Below are 21,960 nucleotides of genomic sequence, written 5' to 3' on the forward strand. Positions count from 1 at the left end.
TAACTATTCAACCAACAATTCGCTTATAATTTCCATTTGCTCCAATAATTTTTGCACCTCCGGGCGGCAACTGCCACAACCCAAGCCGGCACCGGAAGCCTGACATAATGCTTTTAAATCGGTGCAACCTTCCTTTATTTTATTTACAATATTCCCTTCGCCTACATTGCCACAGGAGCAAACTAATTTGCCCAACACCGACGCTGCTTTTTTACCCGAACGCAATAACTCTAACCGCTTTTCTGATAGCTCTGTTTTATTTTGAATGAGCTCTTTAAATTCTAAAAATTCGGTCTTATCACCAATCAAAATAGCGCCTACCATTACATCTTTACGGATGATACATTTTTTGTAATATCGCCTGGCTTTATCTATAAAAATTACTTCTTCATAAGTAGCATCATTTGCCGGAGCTTCTGCTATGCCCAGAGAGCATAATTCGGTGCCGTGCATCTTCAATATATTCATTATCAAAGAACCTTCGTAATATTGACTAATATCACCGCTGATATGTCTGGCTACGATCTCTGCCTGTTGCTCTGCCGCTGCGGTGATGCCATAAATAGCGCCCTTAAATTCGGCCGCTTCACCTATGGCATAAATGGATGAATCGTTCGTCATTAAGTACTCATCTACTACTACGCCGCGCTTGTATTCAAGCCCACATGTTTTTGCTAATTCAATATTTGGCACGGTGCCAATTGCCATAATAATTGCCTGGCAGTCTATCTCGCGGCCACTTTTCAACCTTATACCTTTTACACAATCAGAGCCCAGCAACCGCTCAATTTCATCATTATAAAAAATGTCAATTCCTTTTTCCGTTAATTCTTCCTGCAGCAGTTGGCTGCCAATAGCATCTAATTGTCGGTCCATCAGTTTAGAGCTTCGCTGAATAATACATACTTCTACACCTATCTCGCGCAGCGAAGCAGCCATTTCGATACCCAATAAACCTGCACCAATAATGACTACTTTTTCATTGGAAGGCTGTACATGCGCTTTAAAGTTATCAGCATCTACACGGCTGCGCATCGTAAATACACCGCGCATGTTGGGCAAGTCTTTCAATACGGCTGGATGGCTGCCGGTTGCTATTATCAATATATCATAATGATGCAATTTACCTTTGCTATCTGTCAGTAGCTTGTTTACTCTGTCAATGTGTTTAATACTGATGCCGCGATGCAGGGTAATGCCAAAGCTATTTTCTTCTTCATCTTTCATTTTTACCAATTGCAGCCAATGCTGTGCACCACTGATATAATCAGGCAACATCACGCGGTTGTAAAAGGGAAAATATTCTTTGCTGAAGATTTCAATTTCATCTATTGTATTCAATGTGCGGTAGCTTTTTACAAAACCATAAGCACCAGCACCGGCACCAATGACCACGATCTTTTGTTTCTTTTTGTTGTAAAGTTTTACAGCTACTGCAGCATATTTAAAATCGGGTTGTTTGCTTTTGGAATCCAATAAGTTATTAGTCAAATTATTTGCCCGGTTTAAATCGGAGTTCAATATTTTACCCCAATGCATTGGCAGGAAAACAACACCGCTTTTTATATCAGGAGTAAGCTTTGCTTTTACCCGTACCTGACCACGATTGTTGCTGATTTCTACCAAGTCATTCTCTGCAATACCTCGCTCCGCCGCATCATCCGGATGTATCTCTAAGAATGATTGAGCGATATGCTTTTTGAGCTTACTTACCTTACCCGTTTTGGTCATCGTATGCCATTGGTCGCGAATGCGCCCGGTGGTTAAAATAAGTGGTAGATCAGCCGTTGTTGGCTCCGATTCATTCTCATCATCTACTGCATGAATAATGGCCTTTTTAGAAGGTGTATAAAACTGCTTATTGGTAAATAAGCGTGGTGTTTCCTTGCCATTTTCTTTATATGGATATTGAATACTGCGGGCATCTTTTAATATTTCATAACTCAGTCCACTGATGTCAATATTGGTACCTTTTGTGGCGCGACAATGCTCGTCGTAAATTTCAGCAAAGCTGTTATAATCAAATCCGTGGTAACCCATTGCTTTTGCAAAGCGGCAAATAATTTCAGCGTCGGGCAATGCTTCCCCTGGTGCATCTACCATTTTGTACAAATAAGTAATGCGGCGCTCGGCATTGGTCATGGTGCCTTCTTTCTCGGCCCATGCAGCAGCCGGTAATACCACATCGGCATATTGTAAGGTTTCAGGCTTATTGCTTACTTCCTGTACCACTACAAATTTAGCTCTTTTCAAACCCGCTTCCACTTTATGAACATCAGGCAGGCTTACGAGCGGGTTGGAACCCATTATCCAAATAGCCTTTAATCTACCATCGTTCAGCGCATCAAACATTTCAGTAGCCGTTAAGCCAGGGTTTGAATTAATAGTAGTACCGCCCCAAAATTGTTGCATAAAAGTACGGTCTGCTTCACTGGCTAAATTGCGATGTGCCGATAACATGGTGGCCATGCCACCCACTTCTCTGCCGCCCATTGCATTGGGTTGACCCGTTAATGAAAATGGGCCACTGCCCGGCTTACCAATATGACCTGTAATGAGATTTAAGTTGATGAGACTTAAGTTCTTATTTACCCCGATTACACTTTGATTTAAGCCCATCGTCCACATTGTAATAAAGCCTTTTGACCTCGCGATATAACCAGCCGCTTCGCGTAATTTTTCTTCGGGAACATCGCATATTGCTGCCGCTTCTGCTACAGTGCGCTGCATTACCTTTTGCTTATATCTTTCAAAGCCTTCTGTGTGATTTTTTATAAAATGAATATCTATTGCTCCTTCTTCCAACAACAATCTGCCAATGGCATGATGCAATACTACATCGGTACCCGGCTTTAGTTGCAAATGCACATTGGCATACGCGCAGGTTTGTGTGTTGCGCGGGTCACTTACAATAATTTTTAAATCGGGGTTGGAAGCTCTGGCCGCTTCTACTCTTCGCCAGATGATAGGGTGGCACCAGGCAGGGTTAGCACCGGCAACAAACAGGCAATCTGCCAGTTCGATATCATCATAACAAACGGGTACGCTGTCATCACCCAAACTCATCTTATAAGCCGTTACCGCGCTACTCATGCAGAGGCGGGAATTGGTATCAATATTATTGCTGCCAATAAAACCTTTAATGAGTTTATTCACCACATAATACTCCTCGGTAAGGCATTGCCCGGAAGCATAAAATGCCACAGAATCGGGACCATATTTTTGAATAAATGTCTTAAAAACAGCCGCCGTTCTTTGCAGTGCTACATTCCATGATACACGCTGGCGCTGCATCGTTTTACTGTACCGCATTTCAGGGTATAACAAACGATCGGTAGTATTCATCACGGTGTAGTGCAGGTTCATGCCTTTACTGCACAACAGGCCTTTATTTACCGGATGATCTTTATCACCTTCCACACGCAGGCTACCATTGCGCTCTTTGTGTACGATCACGCCACAGCCTACGCCACAATAACAACAGGTAGTTTTAAAGGATGATGACATAAGCAGCGTTTTATTTGTTACTGATTACCGGATGCCGGTCGCCAGTTACCAGTATCCGGTGATTAATAAATGGCGCGTTCTATTTTAATAACCGGAAACCTGTAACCAGTATCCGGCAACCCACCTACGCCAATACCATTTCCGGTTCTGCAACCAGTTCGGTTTTTACTACTTTTATTTTATAAAAACGGGTAACAAAAACAATAACAGAGGTGGTAATAATTGCATAGCCGATGTAAGTAAATGCTTCTGCATAAGTAATGCCGTTTGACTTAAATAAAAAGCCGATCAACATACCACCGAGGTTACCGCCGGCGCCTACAATACCACTGATTAAGCCTACATTTTTTTCATTTACAAAAGGCACAATACCATACGTGGCACCATTCGCCATTTTAAGAAACAGCGCAAAAGAAAGCATCATAATAATTGCAAAAGCCAATGTGTCTGCGTGTGCAAATAAAAGGAGTCCGATACCTTCTAAAAATAATGCTATAGCTAAGAAAATACCTTTGCCCTGCATACCCCATTGCTTACCGGTTTTATCTGAAATAATACCACCTAACGCACGGGCAAACAAGTTCATAAAACCAAACACGCCTGCCCAAAAACCTGCTGATAATTGTGATAATTTGAAGGTATCGGTAAAGTATAAAGAAGCTATATTATCAAACGTGATTTCCATACCGAAGCACATGGCATAAGCAAGTGTTAATGCCCAAATGCGCGGGTCTTTTAATACAGTATAGTCGGTTTTTGTGCGGGTGGTTTTTGCTTTGCAAATTTCGCTGTAGTTACCTGCGGGTGTGTCTTTCGTGAACTTATAATATAAGAATGCAGCAATCAGCATCATTACACCGGGTACAATCATTGCATAGCGCCATGCTTCGCCTTGGGTAAAACCCATCCCAACAATGGCTGCAAATATCAATGGCATCACCATATTGGTAACACCGCCACCCAAATTGCCCCAACCGCCGGCAACTGCATTAGCCGTGCCTTTTACGTTAGCAGCAAACATTATGGATGTGTGAAATTGGGTAATCACAAATGCAGCGCCGATGATACCAATGGCAGCACGGAACAATAAGAATGTGGTATAGTCTTTTGCCAGGCCTACCAACATTACTGGTAATGCACCTGCTAAAAGAAGTCTTATAGCTGTTTTACGCGGCCCCCACGTATCGCACAACTTCCCAATTACTAAGCGGGCAATGATGGTGGAAGAAACAGAAGCAATGATGAGGTTGCCAACCTGTTCTTTGGTCAAATGCAATTCTTCGCGGATGGCAGGCATTAAAGGAGCCAGGCCAAACCAGCCAAAAAAGCATACAAAAAACATAAACCAGGTGGTATGAAACGTGCGCATTTGCACACCTTTAAGGCTAAAGATTTTTAATGTATGTAGCGCTTGTACAGATGATGGTTGCATGAATAAAAGTTCGTTTATTAAAATGGTTCTGATACAATTTGATGAATGATTTACAACAAGCGCCCGGCTGAGGTTGTTACCTCGCCGGGTGTTATTTAATAGTAAAAACGAGCATATTCTTGGGCAAGTACACCGATGTACACTTTGCCGTTTTCAATTTTTACAGGATAGGTTTTAATGCTGCTGCAATCATCACCATTCATACAATGACCATCTATCAACGAGAAGGTCTTTTTGTGAAACGGACATGCCACTTTGGGCTCGCCATCTTGTGAGCCAATCATGCCACGGCTCAGCGCCATTTGCATGCGGTGCGGGCAAACGTTTTGCGTAGCATACCATTCGCCACGGCGCGTAAAATTGAACAGCGCAATCTGCTCATTTTTGTACTTTACACATACGCCGCCATTCTCGGGCACATCGGCTGTGGTGCAGGCAACAAACCAGTTGATTTTTTCGGTAAGTGTTTCGCTCATATACAATGGTTTTAAATGATGAATTATTCATTTTCATTAATATGAGCAAGCAAATCGAAGTGTAGCCACCAACTTCCGTCAGTGATAGGTTAGTGGCATATTTTGTTAAACAGTATAGAAAAACACCGTTGGTGTTTTGTTTTTATTTTGGTAACGGGCTGATGTGCTGCTATGAAGCATTTGGTGTGTCACTCACTTCAACGTTTTGTTCTTTGTTGAGTATCAGCATTCATTTCATTGATTACATTTCTTTCAAAAATCCAAACCCAAATGTTTTATCAGCTTTATCAGAAAACCCGGTAACATCTTCATCCAAAGGACTTCATCAGGAAATATCTTTATCCCAAAACCTATTTCCACTCCATAGCCCGCTTCTGCTCTCTCAAAGGTTCAAACTGCACAGTAGGATCTTTCTCTTCCGGCGCATTTACAAAATAGGTAAATCGCTTTTGGAGTTCCGGATTCTCTACTACTTCTTTCCATTCGCATTGATAATTATCTACCAGCAACTGCATTTCGGCTTCTAACTGCGCAGCAATGCCGAGGCTATCATTTACTACTACATTGCGCAGATAATCTATGCCACCTTCCATTTTGTTGAGCCAGGTAGCTGTGCGTGTAAGCGGGTCGGCCGTTTTGATATAAAACATTAAGAAGCGGTCAATATATTTAATGCAGGTGTCGGAATCAAGGTCAGAAGCTAAGAGCAAGGCATGTTGTGGCTTGCTGCCGCCGTTGCCGCATACATATAAATTCCAGCCTTTTTCGGTTGCGATTATGCCAAAGTCTTTTGATTTTGCTTCGGCACATTCACGAATGCAACCCGATACCGCCGATTTTATTTTATGCGGTGCACGCAAACCGCGGTACCTTTCTTCTATGCGAATGGCATAGCTCACACTATCATGCAATCCAAAGCGGCACCAGGTAGAGCCCACGCAGCTTTTCACCGTACGCAAAGCTTTGCCGTAAGCATGGCCACTTTCAAAGCCGGCTTCAATGAGTTCTTTCCAGATGTCTGGTAAGTCGTTTAAGTGTGCACCAAACAGGTCTATGCGCTGGCCACCGGTTATTTTGGTGTATAAATGATACTTTTTTGCTACCTGACCAATCACAATCAGTTTATCGGGCGTAATTTCTCCGCCGGGAATGCGTGGCACCACAGAATAAGTACCGCCTTTTTGAATGTTGGCCAAATAACGGTCGTTGGAATCCTGCGCCGTATCGTTGCCTTTTTTCAAAATCATTTCATTCCATAAACTTGCAAGGATAGAGCTTACAGCAGGTTTGCATATTTCGCAGCCATCGCCTTTGCCCAATGTATCCAGTACTGCATCAAACGATTTCAATTCTTTCAGTTTCACTAAATCATACAACTCCTGTCTTGAATAATTAAAATGCTCGCATACTACATTGCGGATGTATTTACCTTGTGCCTTCATGGTATGTACCATCAGGTCTTTCAGCATGGGCACGCAACCACCGCAACCGGTGCCCCCTTTTGTACATTTTTTTATGCTGTCTACCGTTTCGCAACCTTCGGTCACCGCATTACAAATTTGTCCTTTAGTTACGTTTTCACAACTGCATATTAAAGCATCATCGGGCAAAGAAGCTACCCCTGCGCCGGCATCGCCTTCTGTACCCCCGCGTGCGCCTAAAATCACGTCTTCGGGGTTGGGCGGCAGTACTACTTTGTTTTTGGTAGTCTGCAGTAGCATATTGTAAGCTTCGGCTTCGCCAATTAAAATGCCGCCTAATAAATACTTGCCATCCGGAGTAATATTGATGCGTTTATAAATGCCTTTCATCGTGTCTTCAAACACTACCGTCCGGCATTCGGATTGAGGTATAAAAGGATTTCCAAAGGATGCTACATCCACGCCAATCAGCTTGAGCTTGGTGCTCATATCAAAAGGCGTAAAATGTTTGCTGCCGCCGGTAATATTGGTAGCTACCACATCTGCCATTTCGTAACCGGGTGCCACTAAACCGTAAATCATGCCCTCAAACAGAGCACATTCGCCAATGGCAAAAATGCTCTTATCGGTCGTTTGCAAAAGCTCATTTACTACAATACCGCCGCGCTGTCCTACCTCCAGCCCGCACAATTTTGCTAACTCATCACGCGGTTTAATACCTGCTGAAATCACCAGCATATCCACATCGATACTTGTATCATCAGCGAACTGCATCCCGGCAATGCGGTTATCGCCCAGAATCTGTGATGTGTTTTTATTGGTGTGAATTTTTAAACCTAAATTTTCCAGTTTCGCCTTTAATATATTGGAGCCGGCATCATCTATCTGGCGCGGCATAAGGCGGGGTGCAAACTCTATTACATGCGTATCTTTTATTCCTAAGTCCAGCAAGGCTTTAGCCGCCTCCAAGCCCAGCAAGCCGCCGCCGATAACCGCACCGCGCCTTGCTTTTTTAGCATACGCCGTCATCATCTCCAAATCTTCGATGGTGCGATATACAAATACGCCTTCTTTTTCTACACCGGCCACCGGCGGCACAAAAGCTGCAGAGCCGGTAGCTATAATCAGGTAATCATATGTTGTAGTAATACCGTGAAAGGAATGTACTGTTTTGTTTATCCGGTCAATGCTTTGCACCGGGTCGCCTAAGTAAAGTATTATATTATTAGCTGCGTACCAGTTAATTGGCGCAAGGGTAAGGTCGTTCGCAGTTTTGCCGGAGAAGTATTCACTTAAATGGACGCGGTCGTAGGCTGGTCTTATTTCTTCACCAAAAACAGTAATTTCAAGATTTGTAGCATTTTCTTTTGCCAGCAATTTTTCGCAAAATTTGTAGCCTACCATGCCGTTTCCAATAACTACCACTTTCATAAGGATGTATTTATGTGTGTCTTGATTTGCTTAGCATCCAATTAAATATATTATGTAAAATAATATATACTTGTTTTTTTGAATTGTTCTATATTAAATTGCATTTTCTAAAATTAATTTTGTAAATTTATAGAAATATGCTTATTATTTCCAAGAATTTTACTTTGAAAATAAATATATAATTTATAATAATACAATAAATTCACATGATAAAACCCCTTTTATCACTCGTTGGCGCTGGTCCCGGAGATCCCGAACTGATTACTTTAAAAGCAATAAAAGTTTTACAGAGGGCAAACGTCATATTATATGATGCGCTTGCCAATGAAGAATTGCTGAACTATACTCCGGCAAAAGCCATCAGACAATTTGTTGGAAAGCGATTTGGCTGTCATGCGCTCTCGCAGCAGGAAATCAACACACTAATTGTGGATCATGCTTATAAATATGGCCATGTAGTACGGCTAAAAGGTGGCGACCCGTTTGTATTTGGCAGGGCACAGGAGGAAATAGCTGCTGCCTGTGCTGCTGGCGTTGAAGTGGAAGTGATACCCGGCGTTTCCAGTGCTATTGCTGTACCTGCCTCCCAAATGATACCGCTTACCTGTCGGGGCATTAGCGAAAGCTTCTGGGTAACCACCGGTACCTTGCAATCGGGCGAGCTATCGCCGGATATACAACTGGCAGCTCAATCTTCTGCAACTGTAGTGATATTAATGGCAATGAGTAAGCTGGAATCCATTATGGATGTTTTTAAAGCTAACGGGAAAAAAGATACGCCGGTTGCTATTATCCAAAACGGTACAACCAGCAAAGAAAAATATGTGATTGGTAAAGTAAGTGATATTTATTTCAAAGCGCAATATGAAGGTTTGAGCAACCCGGCGATTATTGTTGTTGGGGAAGTGGTGCGGCTGCATCCATCATTAACAAAGGAGTATGCGAGTTTTGGTAGTCGACAGATGATGATTGATGGAAAAGGTATTTAAATTTAAAGTCATTTTCAGCTGTATATGCTGTACAATTCTTTATAAGTAAGTTGCTGTTATTTAGGTGCGTCTGTATTGTGGTTAAACACTTTGCAACAGCTGATACTGCGGTTAAAAATAAGGTAAGGCCTTCACAACTAAATATACCCTGAAAAACAACGATATTATTGGTAAAGCTATCTATTCCATGCATGGTAATATACGCAGTTCTCTTACATTACGTGCATATCTATCTATCTGGAGTACACTTTCTGTCCATCTTTCACAAAAAGGCTTCGCTCAATAGAATATTTTTATTCATTTAAAGGTTCAAAAAGCTGGTCAATGTTTATAGTTTACAAATGCTTGGTGTGAAAGTCATTGCAGGTGATTTAGGTATAGAAGATAGTTATTACTTTTCCAGATTATTTAAAAAATTAATGGGCGTTGCTTCCAATGAATACCGGAATCGTTTCAGAAGATAATTGGTTGAATGTGGTGGTAAACTTTATTTTGATTATCCTTATTTTATTGTGTAACCATACCTTATTCCTATTGGTCGTTGTTCTTTGCGTTATATATCAAAGACCAAAACTTTTTTCACCTCTTAAATAATAATTATCTCAAAAAGAATAAGATAATAATTATTGCCTTATTTTCATGTACCAGTGTGTACTAGTGTACATCTTGGCTAACGTTTGCTATATTATTTTATTCCTTTCCAAATCCCAAATTTACTATTTATGAGATCAAAATTGATTCGCTTATTGCTTTTATGCCTGTTAGTGTGCCCGGCGCTGGTAGGTTATAGCCAGCAAAAAACAATCCGGGGCGTACTCACAGACGATAAAAACGTTGCTGTAGCAGGCGCATCTGTTACGGTTAAAGGAACTACCAGGGGTACCATTACCGATGCAACCGGTAATTTTTCTATCCTCGCATCGTCAAATGATGTGCTCGAAATTTCGGCTGTTGGCTTTGAAACAAAAGAAGTAGCTGTTGGTAGTTCTGCCTCGCTTACCATACAATTAACACCCGCTACTGCAGATTTAGGCGGCGTAGTAGTAACGGCATTGGGTATCTCCAAACAAAAACGGCAGCTTGGCTTCTCAGTTACCGAAGTGAAAGGTTCTGAAGTGGCCCGTACCAACGAAATCAATCCTATTAATGCTTTGCAGGGCAAGGTAGCAGGCGTGCAAATAGACCAGGGTGCTGGTGGATTGTTTGGAAATTCAAAAATAGTTATTCGCGGTAATTCTACGCTAGGCACCAACAATCAGCCCATTTTTGTAATAGACGGCGTGATTATGGATAACGGCACCTTTAATGGTACCGGGCGCGATTTTGGTAACGATTTAAAAAATCTCAATCCAGAGAATTTTGAATCTGTTTCTATATTAAAAGGCTCCGCTGCCGCCGCATTGTATGGTAGCCGGGCTATCAATGGCGTTATTTTAATTACTACCAAAAAAGGCTCTATCCACAAAGGCATTGGTGTTACACTTAATCAAACGATTGATATATCCGACCCTTATGCAGGGCCCGACTTCCAGAATATCTTTGGCGGCGGTACTGTTGGCGCTTTCTTTACCGATAGGCGCGACCCCAATTATAAGCCCGATGAAGCATGGACTACAAAAGTATTTCCGGTGGATCCTGCTACCGGTAAAGAATACATAGACCAGCAGATTTATCGCGAGCTGGAGAACTGGGGGCCGAGAATGTTGGGGCAGGAAGTAATAAACTACGACGGCACGCCCACCCGCTATCTTCCGCAGCCCAACAATTTCTTAGATGCCTTTCAAAAAGGCTTTGGCACCAATACCAATATTGCACTGGAAGGCGGCACCGAAAAATCTACTTTCCGGCTTTCTTACAACCACAATGAAGGCAATGGCATCGTAAGAACCAACGAATTAAAGAAAGATGCATTTGACCTCAGGGCTACGCACCAGCTTACAAAGCAGATAAGCATAGATGCCAGTGTGGCTTACAGCAGCTTCAGAGGGCAGAATCCGCCACGGTTAGGCGGTTTGGATGCTTTTGCATCGTACAATTTTGGTAAGTTGTTTACCTGGATGTTGCCCAGGAATTATGATACGAAATACTGGATGCAGCCGGAGCATTACACCAGCATTTTTGGCGGCGCACCGGATTTGAACGATCCGAATGAGCCAAACAAGGCACCGGAATCGCGGTTTTGGTTTGCTCTTTTCAATAATAAGTATTTGCAAAATGAGCAACTGGTGCGTGGCAGGATAGCCATCAATGCCGATCTTACTTCGTGGGCAAAGCTTACGTTGGAAGGCAACATCAACAATATTTACATCAAAAGAGAAAATAAAGAGTTGGGCGAAAGTAAAAATTTTGCCGGCGGTTTGTATGGGTTAGGGTATGAGCAAAAGCAAAGTAAATTTTTGAAAGCAATGCTAATGTTGAACAAAGATTTTACTTCTGACTTTAGCGCATCTGGCTACATAGGTGCCGAAATGCAACGGTTTGAAAACTCTTTCTCCTATTCCGAAACGAGCGGCGGACTCAACTATCCGGGCAACTATTTTATTACCAACTCCAAAAATCCGCCTATTGTAGATGGTGGAATCAGCAGTTCTAAAAAGTTCAATTCTTTATACGCCAGCTTAGACTTATCTTATAGAAACCAGTTGTTTTTACAAACCACCTGGCGCGGCGACTGGTCATCGGCTTTAACTTATACCAATGGAACAGGCAATAATTTTTATAATTATCCTGCCGTAAGCTTGTCCTGGATTTTTACAGAAGCTTTCAAAAATCTGCCTTCTTTTATCAGCTACGGAAAATTAAGAGGCAATGTTGCATGGCTTGGCTCCGATACCGATCCATTTACACTAAATCCGGGCTTTGCTTTCAATGGGTTTAGCAGGGCAAATGGCGTTACGGTGCCCACTTCTACCTATAGCAGCAACTCGGTACTCCAACCCAACATACGGCCATCCCGCAAGTTTGCAAGAGAAGCAGGTTTGGAAATGCGTTTCCTGAAGAGTCGCGCCGGCTTCGACGTTACTTTATATCAGGATAATACAAAAGACCAGATATTGGAAATACCCGCACCGGTAGAATCGGGCGTAAGCTCTATATTGATTAATGCAGGTAACATTCAAAACAAAGGCATCGAGATAGCTATTGATGCAACACCGGTACGCACTGCCAACTTTAGCTGGAACACTGCTTTGAACTATTCGCGCAACCGCAATAAAATTGTTGAATTATATCCGGGCAGAACAGAATACAAATTGCCAAATACCGATGTGGGCGAAATTAGTTCGTGGGCCGTCGTAGGTGGCTCGTATGGTGTGCTAAGAACCACTATTCACTCTACGCCTTACCAGGCTAAGGATGCCAACGGAAACAATATTGCTGACCCAAAGAATGGACTTCCGCTGCTTACCTGGCGCTCCGATGCGCGCGCAGCTTTTCCTGCACGCAGCAATGTATGGCAGGATGTAGGAGATATGAATGCAAAGTTCAGAGGCGGCTGGGAAAATACTTTCAACTATAAAGGCTTTAGCCTGAATGTATTGATAGATGCTAAAATAGGCGGCGACTTTGCGCTGATGAGTTACCGGCAAGGCACGCACTCCGGCGTATTCCCTAATACTGTTTTTGGTCGTGATGAAGCCACCGGCGGTATCACCTGGACCAGTGCTTACGATGGCAAAACGTATGATGACGGAAGAATAGTAGAAGGCGTGTTTCAACCGGGGATAGTGGTTACGCAGCCCGATGGTACACAGGTGGATGTTAGCGGAATGACATTTGAAGAAGCGTATGAAAAAGGTTATGTAGAGCCTACGCATACGCCACAATTTTTCTATCGCTATGGTTCTTCCTCAACAGGCGTAGCAGATTTTTGGGTATTGGAAAATTCCTGGATTTCGTTGCGTCAGGTAGCGCTTAGTTATAGTTTTCCAAAGGGAATTGTTGAAAAATTAAAGCTGAATAATTTATCGCTTTCAGTTATAGGACGTGACCTGTTGTATCTGTATCAGACGCTGCCTCATAATTTTAATCCGGCTTCCAATAATTCCAATAATACAGCGTTCTCCGGCGAAGTAGGTTTTTTGCCTAAAACAAGAAACATCAATTTTACCCTGAGGGCTTCATTCTAAAGCAATTTTTTTAACAGTACAACCAATCTATTATGACTTATCATAAATTATATAAAACCGGAGCTTTACTGCTTTGTATTATTACTATCATAAGCTCCTGCAAAAAGAACTTTGGCGAAATAAATACCGACCCGAGCGTAGTTATCAAACCCGATGTAGGATTCCTGCTTACTTATACAGAAGACCAGATAATGAAGTATCAATACACCGAGTGGATATGGGAAAGCATGGAGCAATTACTACGCTTTACACAACACCTTACTACCGATCCGTATGAACTTACGAGCAATGTAAACCTGAGATACAACACGTACTATCAGCAAATTTTACCCAACCTGTTTGAAATACGGAAACAAATAGCTGCCAGACCGGATAGTGCCAGCTATCAAAAGATGAGTGCGGTAACGTATGTATTGCAGGTATTACACGGCATAAAAGTTACCGACATGAACGGCTCTATTCCCTACGAAGAGGCTATCAAAGGCAGATCGGATAACTTTTTTAGCCCTCAATACAATACACAGCAGCAATTGTTTGATATATGGATTGGTCAGTTGGACAATGCTATAGCTGTGCTATCGGACAATGCTACTGCACAGGTGAGTTATGACGCGCAGGATGTGTATTATAAAAGTGACTGGACAAAATGGGTAAAGCTGGCAAATTCATTAAAATTAAGAATTGCTGCCCGCCTGGAGCTGCAGGAAAATGATAAAACAAAGCAGTTATTTCAAGAGGTAATGCAGGATCCGATTGGACCGATTACATCGGTTGGCGATCAGTTGACGTATGTAAATGAAGATTATTTTCCGTTCGGAACAGGCGGCGAAATTACCTACCGCAGCCAGCGTTTTGCAACCATTCCTATGGTTGACTTTATGAAGAAAGCGGTGGACCCCAGACTGTTTATTTATTTTGATGCAAATGGGCTGCAGGGTAGTTATAAGGATACGCTTGCAAAATACAATACCAGCCTGCCATCGTTTATAGAGCCTGATGATCCTTTAATCATGTACCAGGGCGGTCCTTGCGATTTTACAACACAACCAACTGTTGCCGCATATCTTAAAAATCCATTTCCGGTAGGCAATAACAATGCTGGCAATACAGTAACCAATTATTTTTTGATTTCGCCTGTAAATACAAGATTCTTCTCGCCGAATTATAACAATATACGCACCGGCTTGTATAAAGAAGTAGCTGTAACCGCAGCCGAGATAGACCTTACCATTGCAGAGTTTATACAAAAAGGATATGCTGGTAGTGTAAATACCAATGGTACTGCTGCAGATTGGTATAACAAAGGCATCACTGCTTCTATACAAACGATGAACGACATAGCAGAAGTGGCAGGCTCTACCACTGCATTTAGCGGCAGCGGAGACGACGAAATAAATGCCTATTTACAGGATGAAGATATAAAGCTGAACGGGACTAACGACCTTGAAAGAATTTACATACAGGAGCATCTTAATTTCTTCCGCAATCCTAACGAGGCCTTTGTTTTTTGCAGAAGAACAGGTTATCCTAAAAAGAACTCTGATTATTATCCACGAGAGCCAATGAACGAGATTATTCCAAGAAGGTTCTGGACGCTCGACCCCGGTGAAACCAACCGGCAAAATTGGGAAGCAGCCATGCAGGAGCAAGGCTTTACGCCTAATGCGCAGGACCTGCCAACACTAAGCAGCCAGCGCGTATGGTACGATAAACCAGCGCCTGATTTTGGAGAAGGAAATTAAGCATCCGCTGATGATAAAACAGCCCGGTCACCTCAATAGCCGGGCTGTTTTTGTTTATTGAAAAAGGGAATAATGTGGTCAAAAATGGTTGTGATTATTTCAAAATTTATGCTTATAACTTACTTTTTTTGGTAAGCCTTATGTCTCAAAAAACTCATTTTTGGGCTTCCTATTTAGGATTGCTATAAAACAAAAAGTTTACTGAAATAGTTTTCAGTAAACTTCCTTCAAGTCCTTATCAGGACAAGCGTTCAAAGGATTTTACCAATCATTTTTGACTATTATACCAAAAAAGGAATAATTTTATTAAAAGAAGTTGTTTACATCATTTGAATCACGAAGCTGCAAACAATGCAAAGTTTCATAAAGAATATTAATGCATCTTTCATTTAACTTATGCTCTTCGAGTCTTCGTGGTTCCTGTTTCTTTGCATCTTAATTTGATTTATTGCAATGCTGCTACCATTGCTTTTACTTCACTTTCATCTGCTAGATATACATTGCCGTAATCGCTTACTTCTTTGTTTATATAAGTAACAGGATTAGGCGCTATGGTACGTGCAGAAGAATGAAATTCATGGGCTCCGCTAATGGCTTTTAATGCTTTTATATTAGAAGACTTAACGCCTGCGCCAGGCATAATGATAATGCGGTCACCGGCTTGTTTCACCAATTGCGCCAGCAGTACTGCTGCATCGGGCGCTGCAGATTTTTGCCCGGAAGTAAGTATGCGTTCGCAGCCACAGCTAATAATGGCTTCCAGCGCTTCAAACGGATCGGGTGCACAATCAAACACACGGTTGCAGGTAACACCCATAGGTCCGGCCCATTCCACAATACGCTTTAGCCGTTCTGTATCAATAGTAGCATCTCTCTTTTGTGCGCCTACCGATATGCCATTGCAACCCAGTTGCTTGCACATGGCAATATCTTCTTTCAGAATAGCAAATTCATGATCGTTGTAAAAATAGTTGCCCGATCTTGGCCGTAAAATGGGATATAATAAAATAGATATTTTTTCTCTTGCGGTCTTGATGGTCCCAAAGCTTGGTGTAGTTCCACCTTCAATTGGATTATCGCACAGCTCTACTCTTGCTGCTCCTGCCCGCTCTGCAATAATGCAGGAATCTACATGAAATGCACAGACTTCCAGAATAGCTTTTTTTGTATTCGTCATATTTTAAAATGAAAGTTTAGTATTGATATTTTGCTTTTTTAATAGCTTTTTACTTTGAATGCCATTCAGCCATGAATATTGCGAATAATGGCTATGCGGGTACGGTTGATAATGATATGTATTCAAAAATTTTTGCTGCTGCTTCAGAAGGATTTTCTGTCTATCATTATACATGTATTCTCCATTGTTCCCCGCCTGCGCGATGTTATCATTTCTGCAATAGCTTTTCCCATCGCCTCATAATCTATGGAAAAGGTAGTAATGCCATCGGCAATAATACTTTTGAGATTGCTTTCGTTATAAGAAATTACACCAATTTCTTTTCCTAATTTCCATTTTTGCAAATTGCAGTACTTAACAATAGTTACCAGATCATTATCCTCCGTTACAATATAAGCATCTCCTTCTTTTATATCTCCTGTGTTCACCGTCGTTCTTATGCCTGCTGTACTAGTTGCTTTTTTGGAGAATTTATTAAAACCAGCAATAATATCTTTTGCGAATGGATTGTTTGGAACTATCAAAATGAGGCGCTTGTATTTGGAAAGTGCTTCCCCGCTGGAAACTAACAGGGAGTAGATATCCTTTTCAGAATTTTGAAATACACCGGCAAAATATTTTTTGTATTCTTTATAGCCTGTTTCCAGCATTAGTACTGATTTTGGATCAAGATGCGAAAGAATAACGGGTGTGTTTTCATTCACCAGTGGCGTAATAATAAAAAGGTTGTAATGTCCTGCATGTTGCCTTATTTGCGTTTCGAATAGTTGTAGGCTATTGTTGTAAAAAAAGACATCAATAGTATATGCCTTTGGCAGGTTGCTCACCAGCGCCTGGTAAAGTGTTTCTTTATAAAATGAAAAGGAGTTGAACAGTACAAAAATCCGTTTGTTTTGTTTGGTTTCTGTGCTTGAAATATAATATCCTTTTCCCGGCACAGAATCAATAATGCCCGAAGCACGTAAGTCGTTATAAGCCGTAAAGACAGAACCACGTGCCAATGAAAATTCTTCTGCTATTTTATTTACCGATGGTAAAGTATCGTCTCTGGTAAGAGCGCCGCTCTCTATGTTGCGAATGATAGATTGAACAATTTGTTTATATACTGGAGTAACAAGTGAAGAATCAATTTGAATAATATCAGAAACTGCTTTATTCATTCAAATACTTTAATAGAATAAAGGTAGCTAATTTGATGAAGAAGCAACAGGTATATACCAGTATGGTTTTTAATTTTAAAATTATTCGGCCCTGATCATTCAGCTACTTTTTTGTTTGTAAACGTTCCTGTTCATAGCGTACTTTTCACAGTTTATACGACTTTAAAATGTACTTTCTGAGAAATAGATTCGTAACCAACGCTGAATTGCTCATAAGAAAGCGTATTATTACAATAAAATATGCAGGCTATGAAACACTTACAAAGCCATACATTACAACTCATTGGAGTACATCTTTTCCTGGTAATGTTCCTTTACTCTGCAACTGCGTGTAATGCACAATCTACACCGCGCCGGTCCTTGCTTGCGCTTTCAAAAACCGACCATACGCTGGCGATCGTAGATCCGGTTACCTTAAAGGTTATTGCTCGTATTCCTGTAGGCAGCGATCCCCACGAAGTAATTGCCTCTGCCGATGGAAAAACAGCTTACGTTTCCATTTATGGCGGCGGCAGCTTACACGAATTAAACATAATTGACCTCGTTGCACAAAAGCCATTAACCAACGTTGACACAAGACCGCTTTTTGGCCCGCATGGACTGACGTTCATTAATGGTAAGGCATGGTTTTCTGCAGAAGGTTCAAAATCTGTTGGCCGCTACGACCCTGCAACGGGCAAGCTGGACTGGAGCATGGGAACGGGGCAGGACGGAACACACATGATTTACGTTACTGCCGATGAGAAAAAGATTTATACTACAAATATGGCTTCTGGTACGGTGAGCATTCTTACAGATACGCCGGCCCAGCCGGGAAAATCTGCACCGTCTAATGCTAAGCCACGGGAAAATTGGACGCAAACAATTGTACCAACTGCAAGAGGGTCGGAAGGGTTTGATGTATCGCCCGATGGAAGTGTATTATGGACCGCTTCAAGTGAGGATGGAGCCATTTACATTATTGATCCTGAAGCAAAGAAACCGGCAGCGAAAATAGATGCAAAGGTGTTTGGCGCTAACCGGCTGAAGTTTACACCAGATGGCAGGCAGGCCTTCATTTCGAGCCTTCGATCGGGCGATTTAACCATTTATGATGTTCAATCGCGTAAAGAGATAAAACGCTTGAACATTGGTCATGGTGCGGCCGGTATTCTTATGGATCCCGATGGCACACGTGTTTTTGTTGCTTGTACGCCTGATAATTATGTGGCTGTTATTGATCTTAAAACGTTAGAAATCACTAATCGCATTGATGTTGGTGGCGGCCCCGACGGGCTTGCGTGGGCAGCACAACCTTAACTTCTTGAAGGAATTTGAATACTTACATTTTATTGTTATCTTTTACCTTAAGTGATTTCGCTTTGCAAAGGCTCTTCCCAAAGAGCCTTTTTTCTTTTTCAAGGCTAAGATTCCGCCTTCACAAAGCTGCTAAATTTCCTTTATCGTCCGGTGCTTACCAAGTGAAATTGATTACATGATTATACGCCTGCCGAATGGTAAGTATTGACTATTAATAGGTTTAAACAGGATATTATCCGTTGATAGCAGAACATACTTATTAATTGGTAATACACCAGCAGTTATAAAAGATAGCCCCTTAAATGCCCCTTCCTGTTTGTTTTCATTAATTCAGATTTGCCTGGTTATTTATGCAGGTTTATCTTTCTTCAATCATTTTCAATTCGTCATTATTATTAACCTGAATAAAAATTAAATTACCATTGCATTTTAAAATAAAGGCTTGCCATGTCTCTGCTTTCTTCGCTAATGAAACGAAAAAACGTACTGATTCTTTCGGGTATCATTACTTTCCTGTTGTTTATTTATAGTTGTAGCCAGCCCAATAAAACTATACCGCCAACCGGCTTCGAAAGAGTAGTCGTAGATACCAATCCACCTGTTACGCCATTATCGCCGGAAGAGAGTATAAAAAAGATCCAACTACCACCGGGTTTTCATGTAGAATTGGTAGCCAGCGAACCAATGGTACAGGAGCCGGTTGCCATTGCCTGGGATGGTAACGGACGAATGTATGTTGCCGAGATGAACACTTTTATGAAAGATGCGAATGCCACGGGCGAATATGAACCAACAAGCCGGATAAAGCTTCTGGAAGATACGAATGGCGATGGAAAAATGGATAAAGCAACCGTGTTTATAGATAGCCTCCTTTTGCCCCGTACCATTCTGCCTGTTGGTGATCAGCTATTGGTGGGCATTACCAACATACAACACGTCTGGAGTTACAAGGATACGAATGGAGATGGAAAAGCCGATGAGAAAAAAATAGTGTTTAGAAACGATGTGCTGGATGTACGAAATGTAGAGCACCAGAACGGCGGTTTAGTATGGAATATGGATAACTGGATATATCCCACCCGCGATAACCTGCGGTACAAATACAAAAATGGCGTGTTGATAGCAGATACCCTTGTTGACAATATGATTGGTCAATGGGGGCTTACTACCGACAATTATGGGCGATTATTTTACTCAGAAGCAGGACCGGGTTTACCGGCAGTTCAGTTTGAACAAATGCCAGCCTATGGCGCTTTGAATTTCAATGACCAGTACACGGAAGATTTTACCAAGCCTTGGCCAATCATCGGCACCATAGATGCCCAGGGTGGTAGAGAAGCCCTAAGGCCGGAGGATAATACACTCCATTCATTTACCTCCGGTTGTGGGCAATCCATCTTTCGCGGTGACCGTTTACCTGCTGATATGCAGGGCGATTATTTTATACCCGAACCGGTAGGCAGAATTATAAAAAGAGGCAGGGTAATTAATAAGAACGGAAAATTATATATCGAAGATGTGTATAAACAACAAGACTGGCTGGCTTCTGCCGATATGAATTTCCGACCCATTAATACCTATACCGGTCCGGATGGTTGTTTTTACATTGTAGATATGTATCACGGTATTATACAGGAGAGCGAATGGACAACACCTGACTCGTATTTGGGTAAGATCATTGCCCAAAAGGGCTTGTATAAAAACAGGGGTATGGGACGTATTTACCGGATTGTGCACGACGGATATAAGCGGGATACCACACGTCCGGATATGCTCACCGCACCTGCCAGCAAACTGGTTACCTATCTCAATCACCCTAACGGCTGGTGGCGCGATAATGCACAAAAAGAAATAATTGTACGCAACGACCAATCGGTTGTACCGGCATTAAAACAGATTGCATTGGGCGAAAAAGCTTCTTTAGCAAAAGCTCCGGGATCGCTGGCACGTATTCATGCGCTATGGACGCTGGAAGGGTTAAATGCTATTGATAAGAATACTTTATTTGGTGCCTTTAAAGATGCGGATCCGCAGGTAAGAAAAGCAGCAGTATGGATCAGTGAAATGTATATTAAAAAGAATGATGAAGAAGTGATTACCAAACTGGCATCCCTTAAAAATGATCCCAGCCCCGATGTGCGCATTCAGTTATCTCTTTCACTAAGAACCAATACCACCAGGGAGGCACAATCTATTGTAAAAGACCTGCTGGCTGCTAACCTGGATAATCAGTTGATGCAATATTCCTACACTGCTTTTACAGAAGCACAACAAAGATTACTGGCAGAGCAGGAACAAACTAAAAACCTAAGTCCTGCCGACCAAAAGCTGGTTACTGCAGGAGCTACTATTTTTAAACAGTTATGTGCTAATTGTCACGGTGCAGATGGCAAGGGAATAATCATGGGTGGGAAACCTATGCCAGCTCCGCCGTTGGTTGGCTCGCCGCGTGTAAAGGGTGATAAAACATCACTGATACAATTAGTGCTATATGGGTTAAAAGGGCCCGTGGATGGTAAAACCTATCCTGATATGATGCCAGCAATGAATAGTCAAAATGATGAATGGATTGCCTCGGTACTCAGTTATATACGCAACAGTGGTGAATTTGGAAATAATGTATCGGTTGTTACTCCGGAGGAAGTAAAACAAGTACGGGCTACAACCCCCAAAATGAAGGAGGCTTTTACCCTTCAGTTGCTGGAAATATTCAAGCTGGGACGAGCAGAAAAAAAGAATTGGGGAGAAGCGGAAAACGGAAAGAAATGAGCCGGTTACCCGACTAAGCTGCAAGTTTCAGGCTACAAGCATTAAGATACGAGCGGAATGGATTACTATACGTGTTCGTTGGTTTTTTGCAGCCAAACAACCAACTTAAAACAAAGATGCAGCTCAGAGTAAGCGGCGGCGCTGGCCCGGAAAAATGCGCGGAGCGATCATGTTTTCCTTGAACTAGCGAAGCGATTTCATGAATACTCTTGAAAAAACATCAATGCATTCATACTTTTTTGTTACTTTTTTCTTTCAAGAGAAAAAAGTAAGACAACAATTGATTGTAAGAAATCAAACTTTTAAAATCATGGTATTCAGTACCCGCTAAAAAATGAAATAAGCTTATGTAATAGTGTACTTAGTTCATCAGCAATAGAATAACAGACAAAAAGAAACACACATCAACTCTATTACTCTTTCAATAGTT

The 21,960-nt window shown here is 41.8% G+C and carries 12 protein-coding genes; 6 read left to right on the forward strand and 6 right to left on the reverse strand.

Going from position 1 to position 21,960, the window contains the following annotated elements; genetic code table 11:
- Nucleotides 1–3: 3 nt before the first annotated feature.
- The 4 genes from FC093_RS06595 to nirB form a co-directional block, all read right to left on the reverse strand.
- On the reverse strand, nt 4–3,507 hold the full coding sequence (locus FC093_RS06595; RefSeq protein WP_137260974.1) for a nitrate reductase: 3,504 nt from the start codon (nt 3,505–3,507) through the stop codon (nt 4–6).
- Between the two features lie 124 nt (nt 3,508–3,631).
- Nucleotides 3,632–4,939 (reverse strand): MFS transporter, encoded by a 1,308-nt coding sequence (locus FC093_RS06600; protein WP_170971010.1) that lies wholly within the window; start codon nt 4,937–4,939, stop codon nt 3,632–3,634.
- A 95-nt stretch (nt 4,940–5,034) separates the two neighbouring features.
- Nucleotides 5,035–5,415, reverse strand: a complete 381-nt coding sequence (gene nirD / locus FC093_RS06605; protein WP_137260975.1) for a nitrite reductase small subunit NirD — start codon at nt 5,413–5,415, stop codon at nt 5,035–5,037.
- A 350-nt stretch (nt 5,416–5,765) separates the two neighbouring features.
- Nucleotides 5,766–8,267, reverse strand: coding sequence for a nitrite reductase large subunit NirB (gene nirB / locus FC093_RS06610; protein ID WP_137260976.1), 2,502 nt, complete (start codon nt 8,265–8,267; stop codon nt 5,766–5,768).
- Between the two features lie 206 nt (nt 8,268–8,473).
- Here nirB and cobA point away from each other — a divergent pair, with 206 nt between their 5' ends.
- The 4 genes from cobA (at nt 8,474) to FC093_RS06630 (ending at nt 15,125) form a co-directional block, all read left to right on the forward strand.
- Nucleotides 8,474–9,256 (forward strand): uroporphyrinogen-III C-methyltransferase, encoded by a 783-nt coding sequence (gene cobA / locus FC093_RS06615; RefSeq protein WP_137260977.1) that lies wholly within the window; start codon nt 8,474–8,476, stop codon nt 9,254–9,256.
- 341 nt (nt 9,257–9,597) lie between these two features.
- Complete coding sequence (locus tag FC093_RS06620; protein ID WP_137260978.1) at nt 9,598–9,720, forward strand: AraC family transcriptional regulator; 123 nt, start codon at nt 9,598–9,600, stop codon at nt 9,718–9,720.
- A gap of 258 nt (nt 9,721–9,978) precedes the next feature.
- Nucleotides 9,979–13,383 carry a SusC/RagA family TonB-linked outer membrane protein gene (locus tag FC093_RS06625; RefSeq protein ID WP_137260979.1) on the forward strand — a complete coding sequence of 1,135 codons (3,405 nt, stop codon included), beginning with the start codon at nt 9,979–9,981 and terminating at the stop codon, nt 13,381–13,383.
- Nucleotides 13,384–13,415: 32 nt separating this feature from the next.
- A complete protein-coding gene (locus FC093_RS06630) occupies nt 13,416–15,125 on the forward strand; it encodes a SusD/RagB family nutrient-binding outer membrane lipoprotein (protein ID WP_137260980.1) in 1,710 nt (569 codons plus the stop codon).
- Between the two features lie 445 nt (nt 15,126–15,570).
- Here FC093_RS06630 and FC093_RS06635 read toward each other — a convergent pair whose 3' ends face one another.
- Nucleotides 15,571–16,302, reverse strand: coding sequence for a copper homeostasis protein CutC (locus tag FC093_RS06635; RefSeq protein WP_137260981.1), 732 nt, complete (start codon nt 16,300–16,302; stop codon nt 15,571–15,573).
- Nucleotides 16,303–16,445: 143 nt separating this feature from the next.
- Nucleotides 16,446–17,462 carry a GntR family transcriptional regulator gene (locus FC093_RS06640; protein ID WP_137260982.1) on the reverse strand — a complete coding sequence of 339 codons (1,017 nt, stop codon included), beginning with the start codon at nt 17,460–17,462 and terminating at the stop codon, nt 16,446–16,448.
- 249 nt (nt 17,463–17,711) lie between these two features.
- On the opposite strand from FC093_RS06640, the gene FC093_RS06645 reads away from it, so the two are divergent.
- Together FC093_RS06645 and FC093_RS06650 are read left to right on the forward strand one after the other, a co-directional pair.
- Nucleotides 17,712–18,761 (forward strand): cytochrome D1 domain-containing protein, encoded by a 1,050-nt coding sequence (locus FC093_RS06645; RefSeq protein ID WP_137260983.1) that lies wholly within the window; start codon nt 17,712–17,714, stop codon nt 18,759–18,761.
- Between the two features lie 447 nt (nt 18,762–19,208).
- Entirely contained in the window at nt 19,209–21,530 is a 2,322-nt protein-coding gene (locus FC093_RS06650; protein WP_137260984.1) for a DUF7133 domain-containing protein, read from the forward strand.
- Nucleotides 21,531–21,960 lie beyond the last annotated feature (430 nt).

The organism is Ilyomonas limi, assembly GCF_005233845.1.
GTDB lineage: Bacteria > Bacteroidota > Bacteroidia > Chitinophagales > Chitinophagaceae > Ilyomonas > Ilyomonas limi.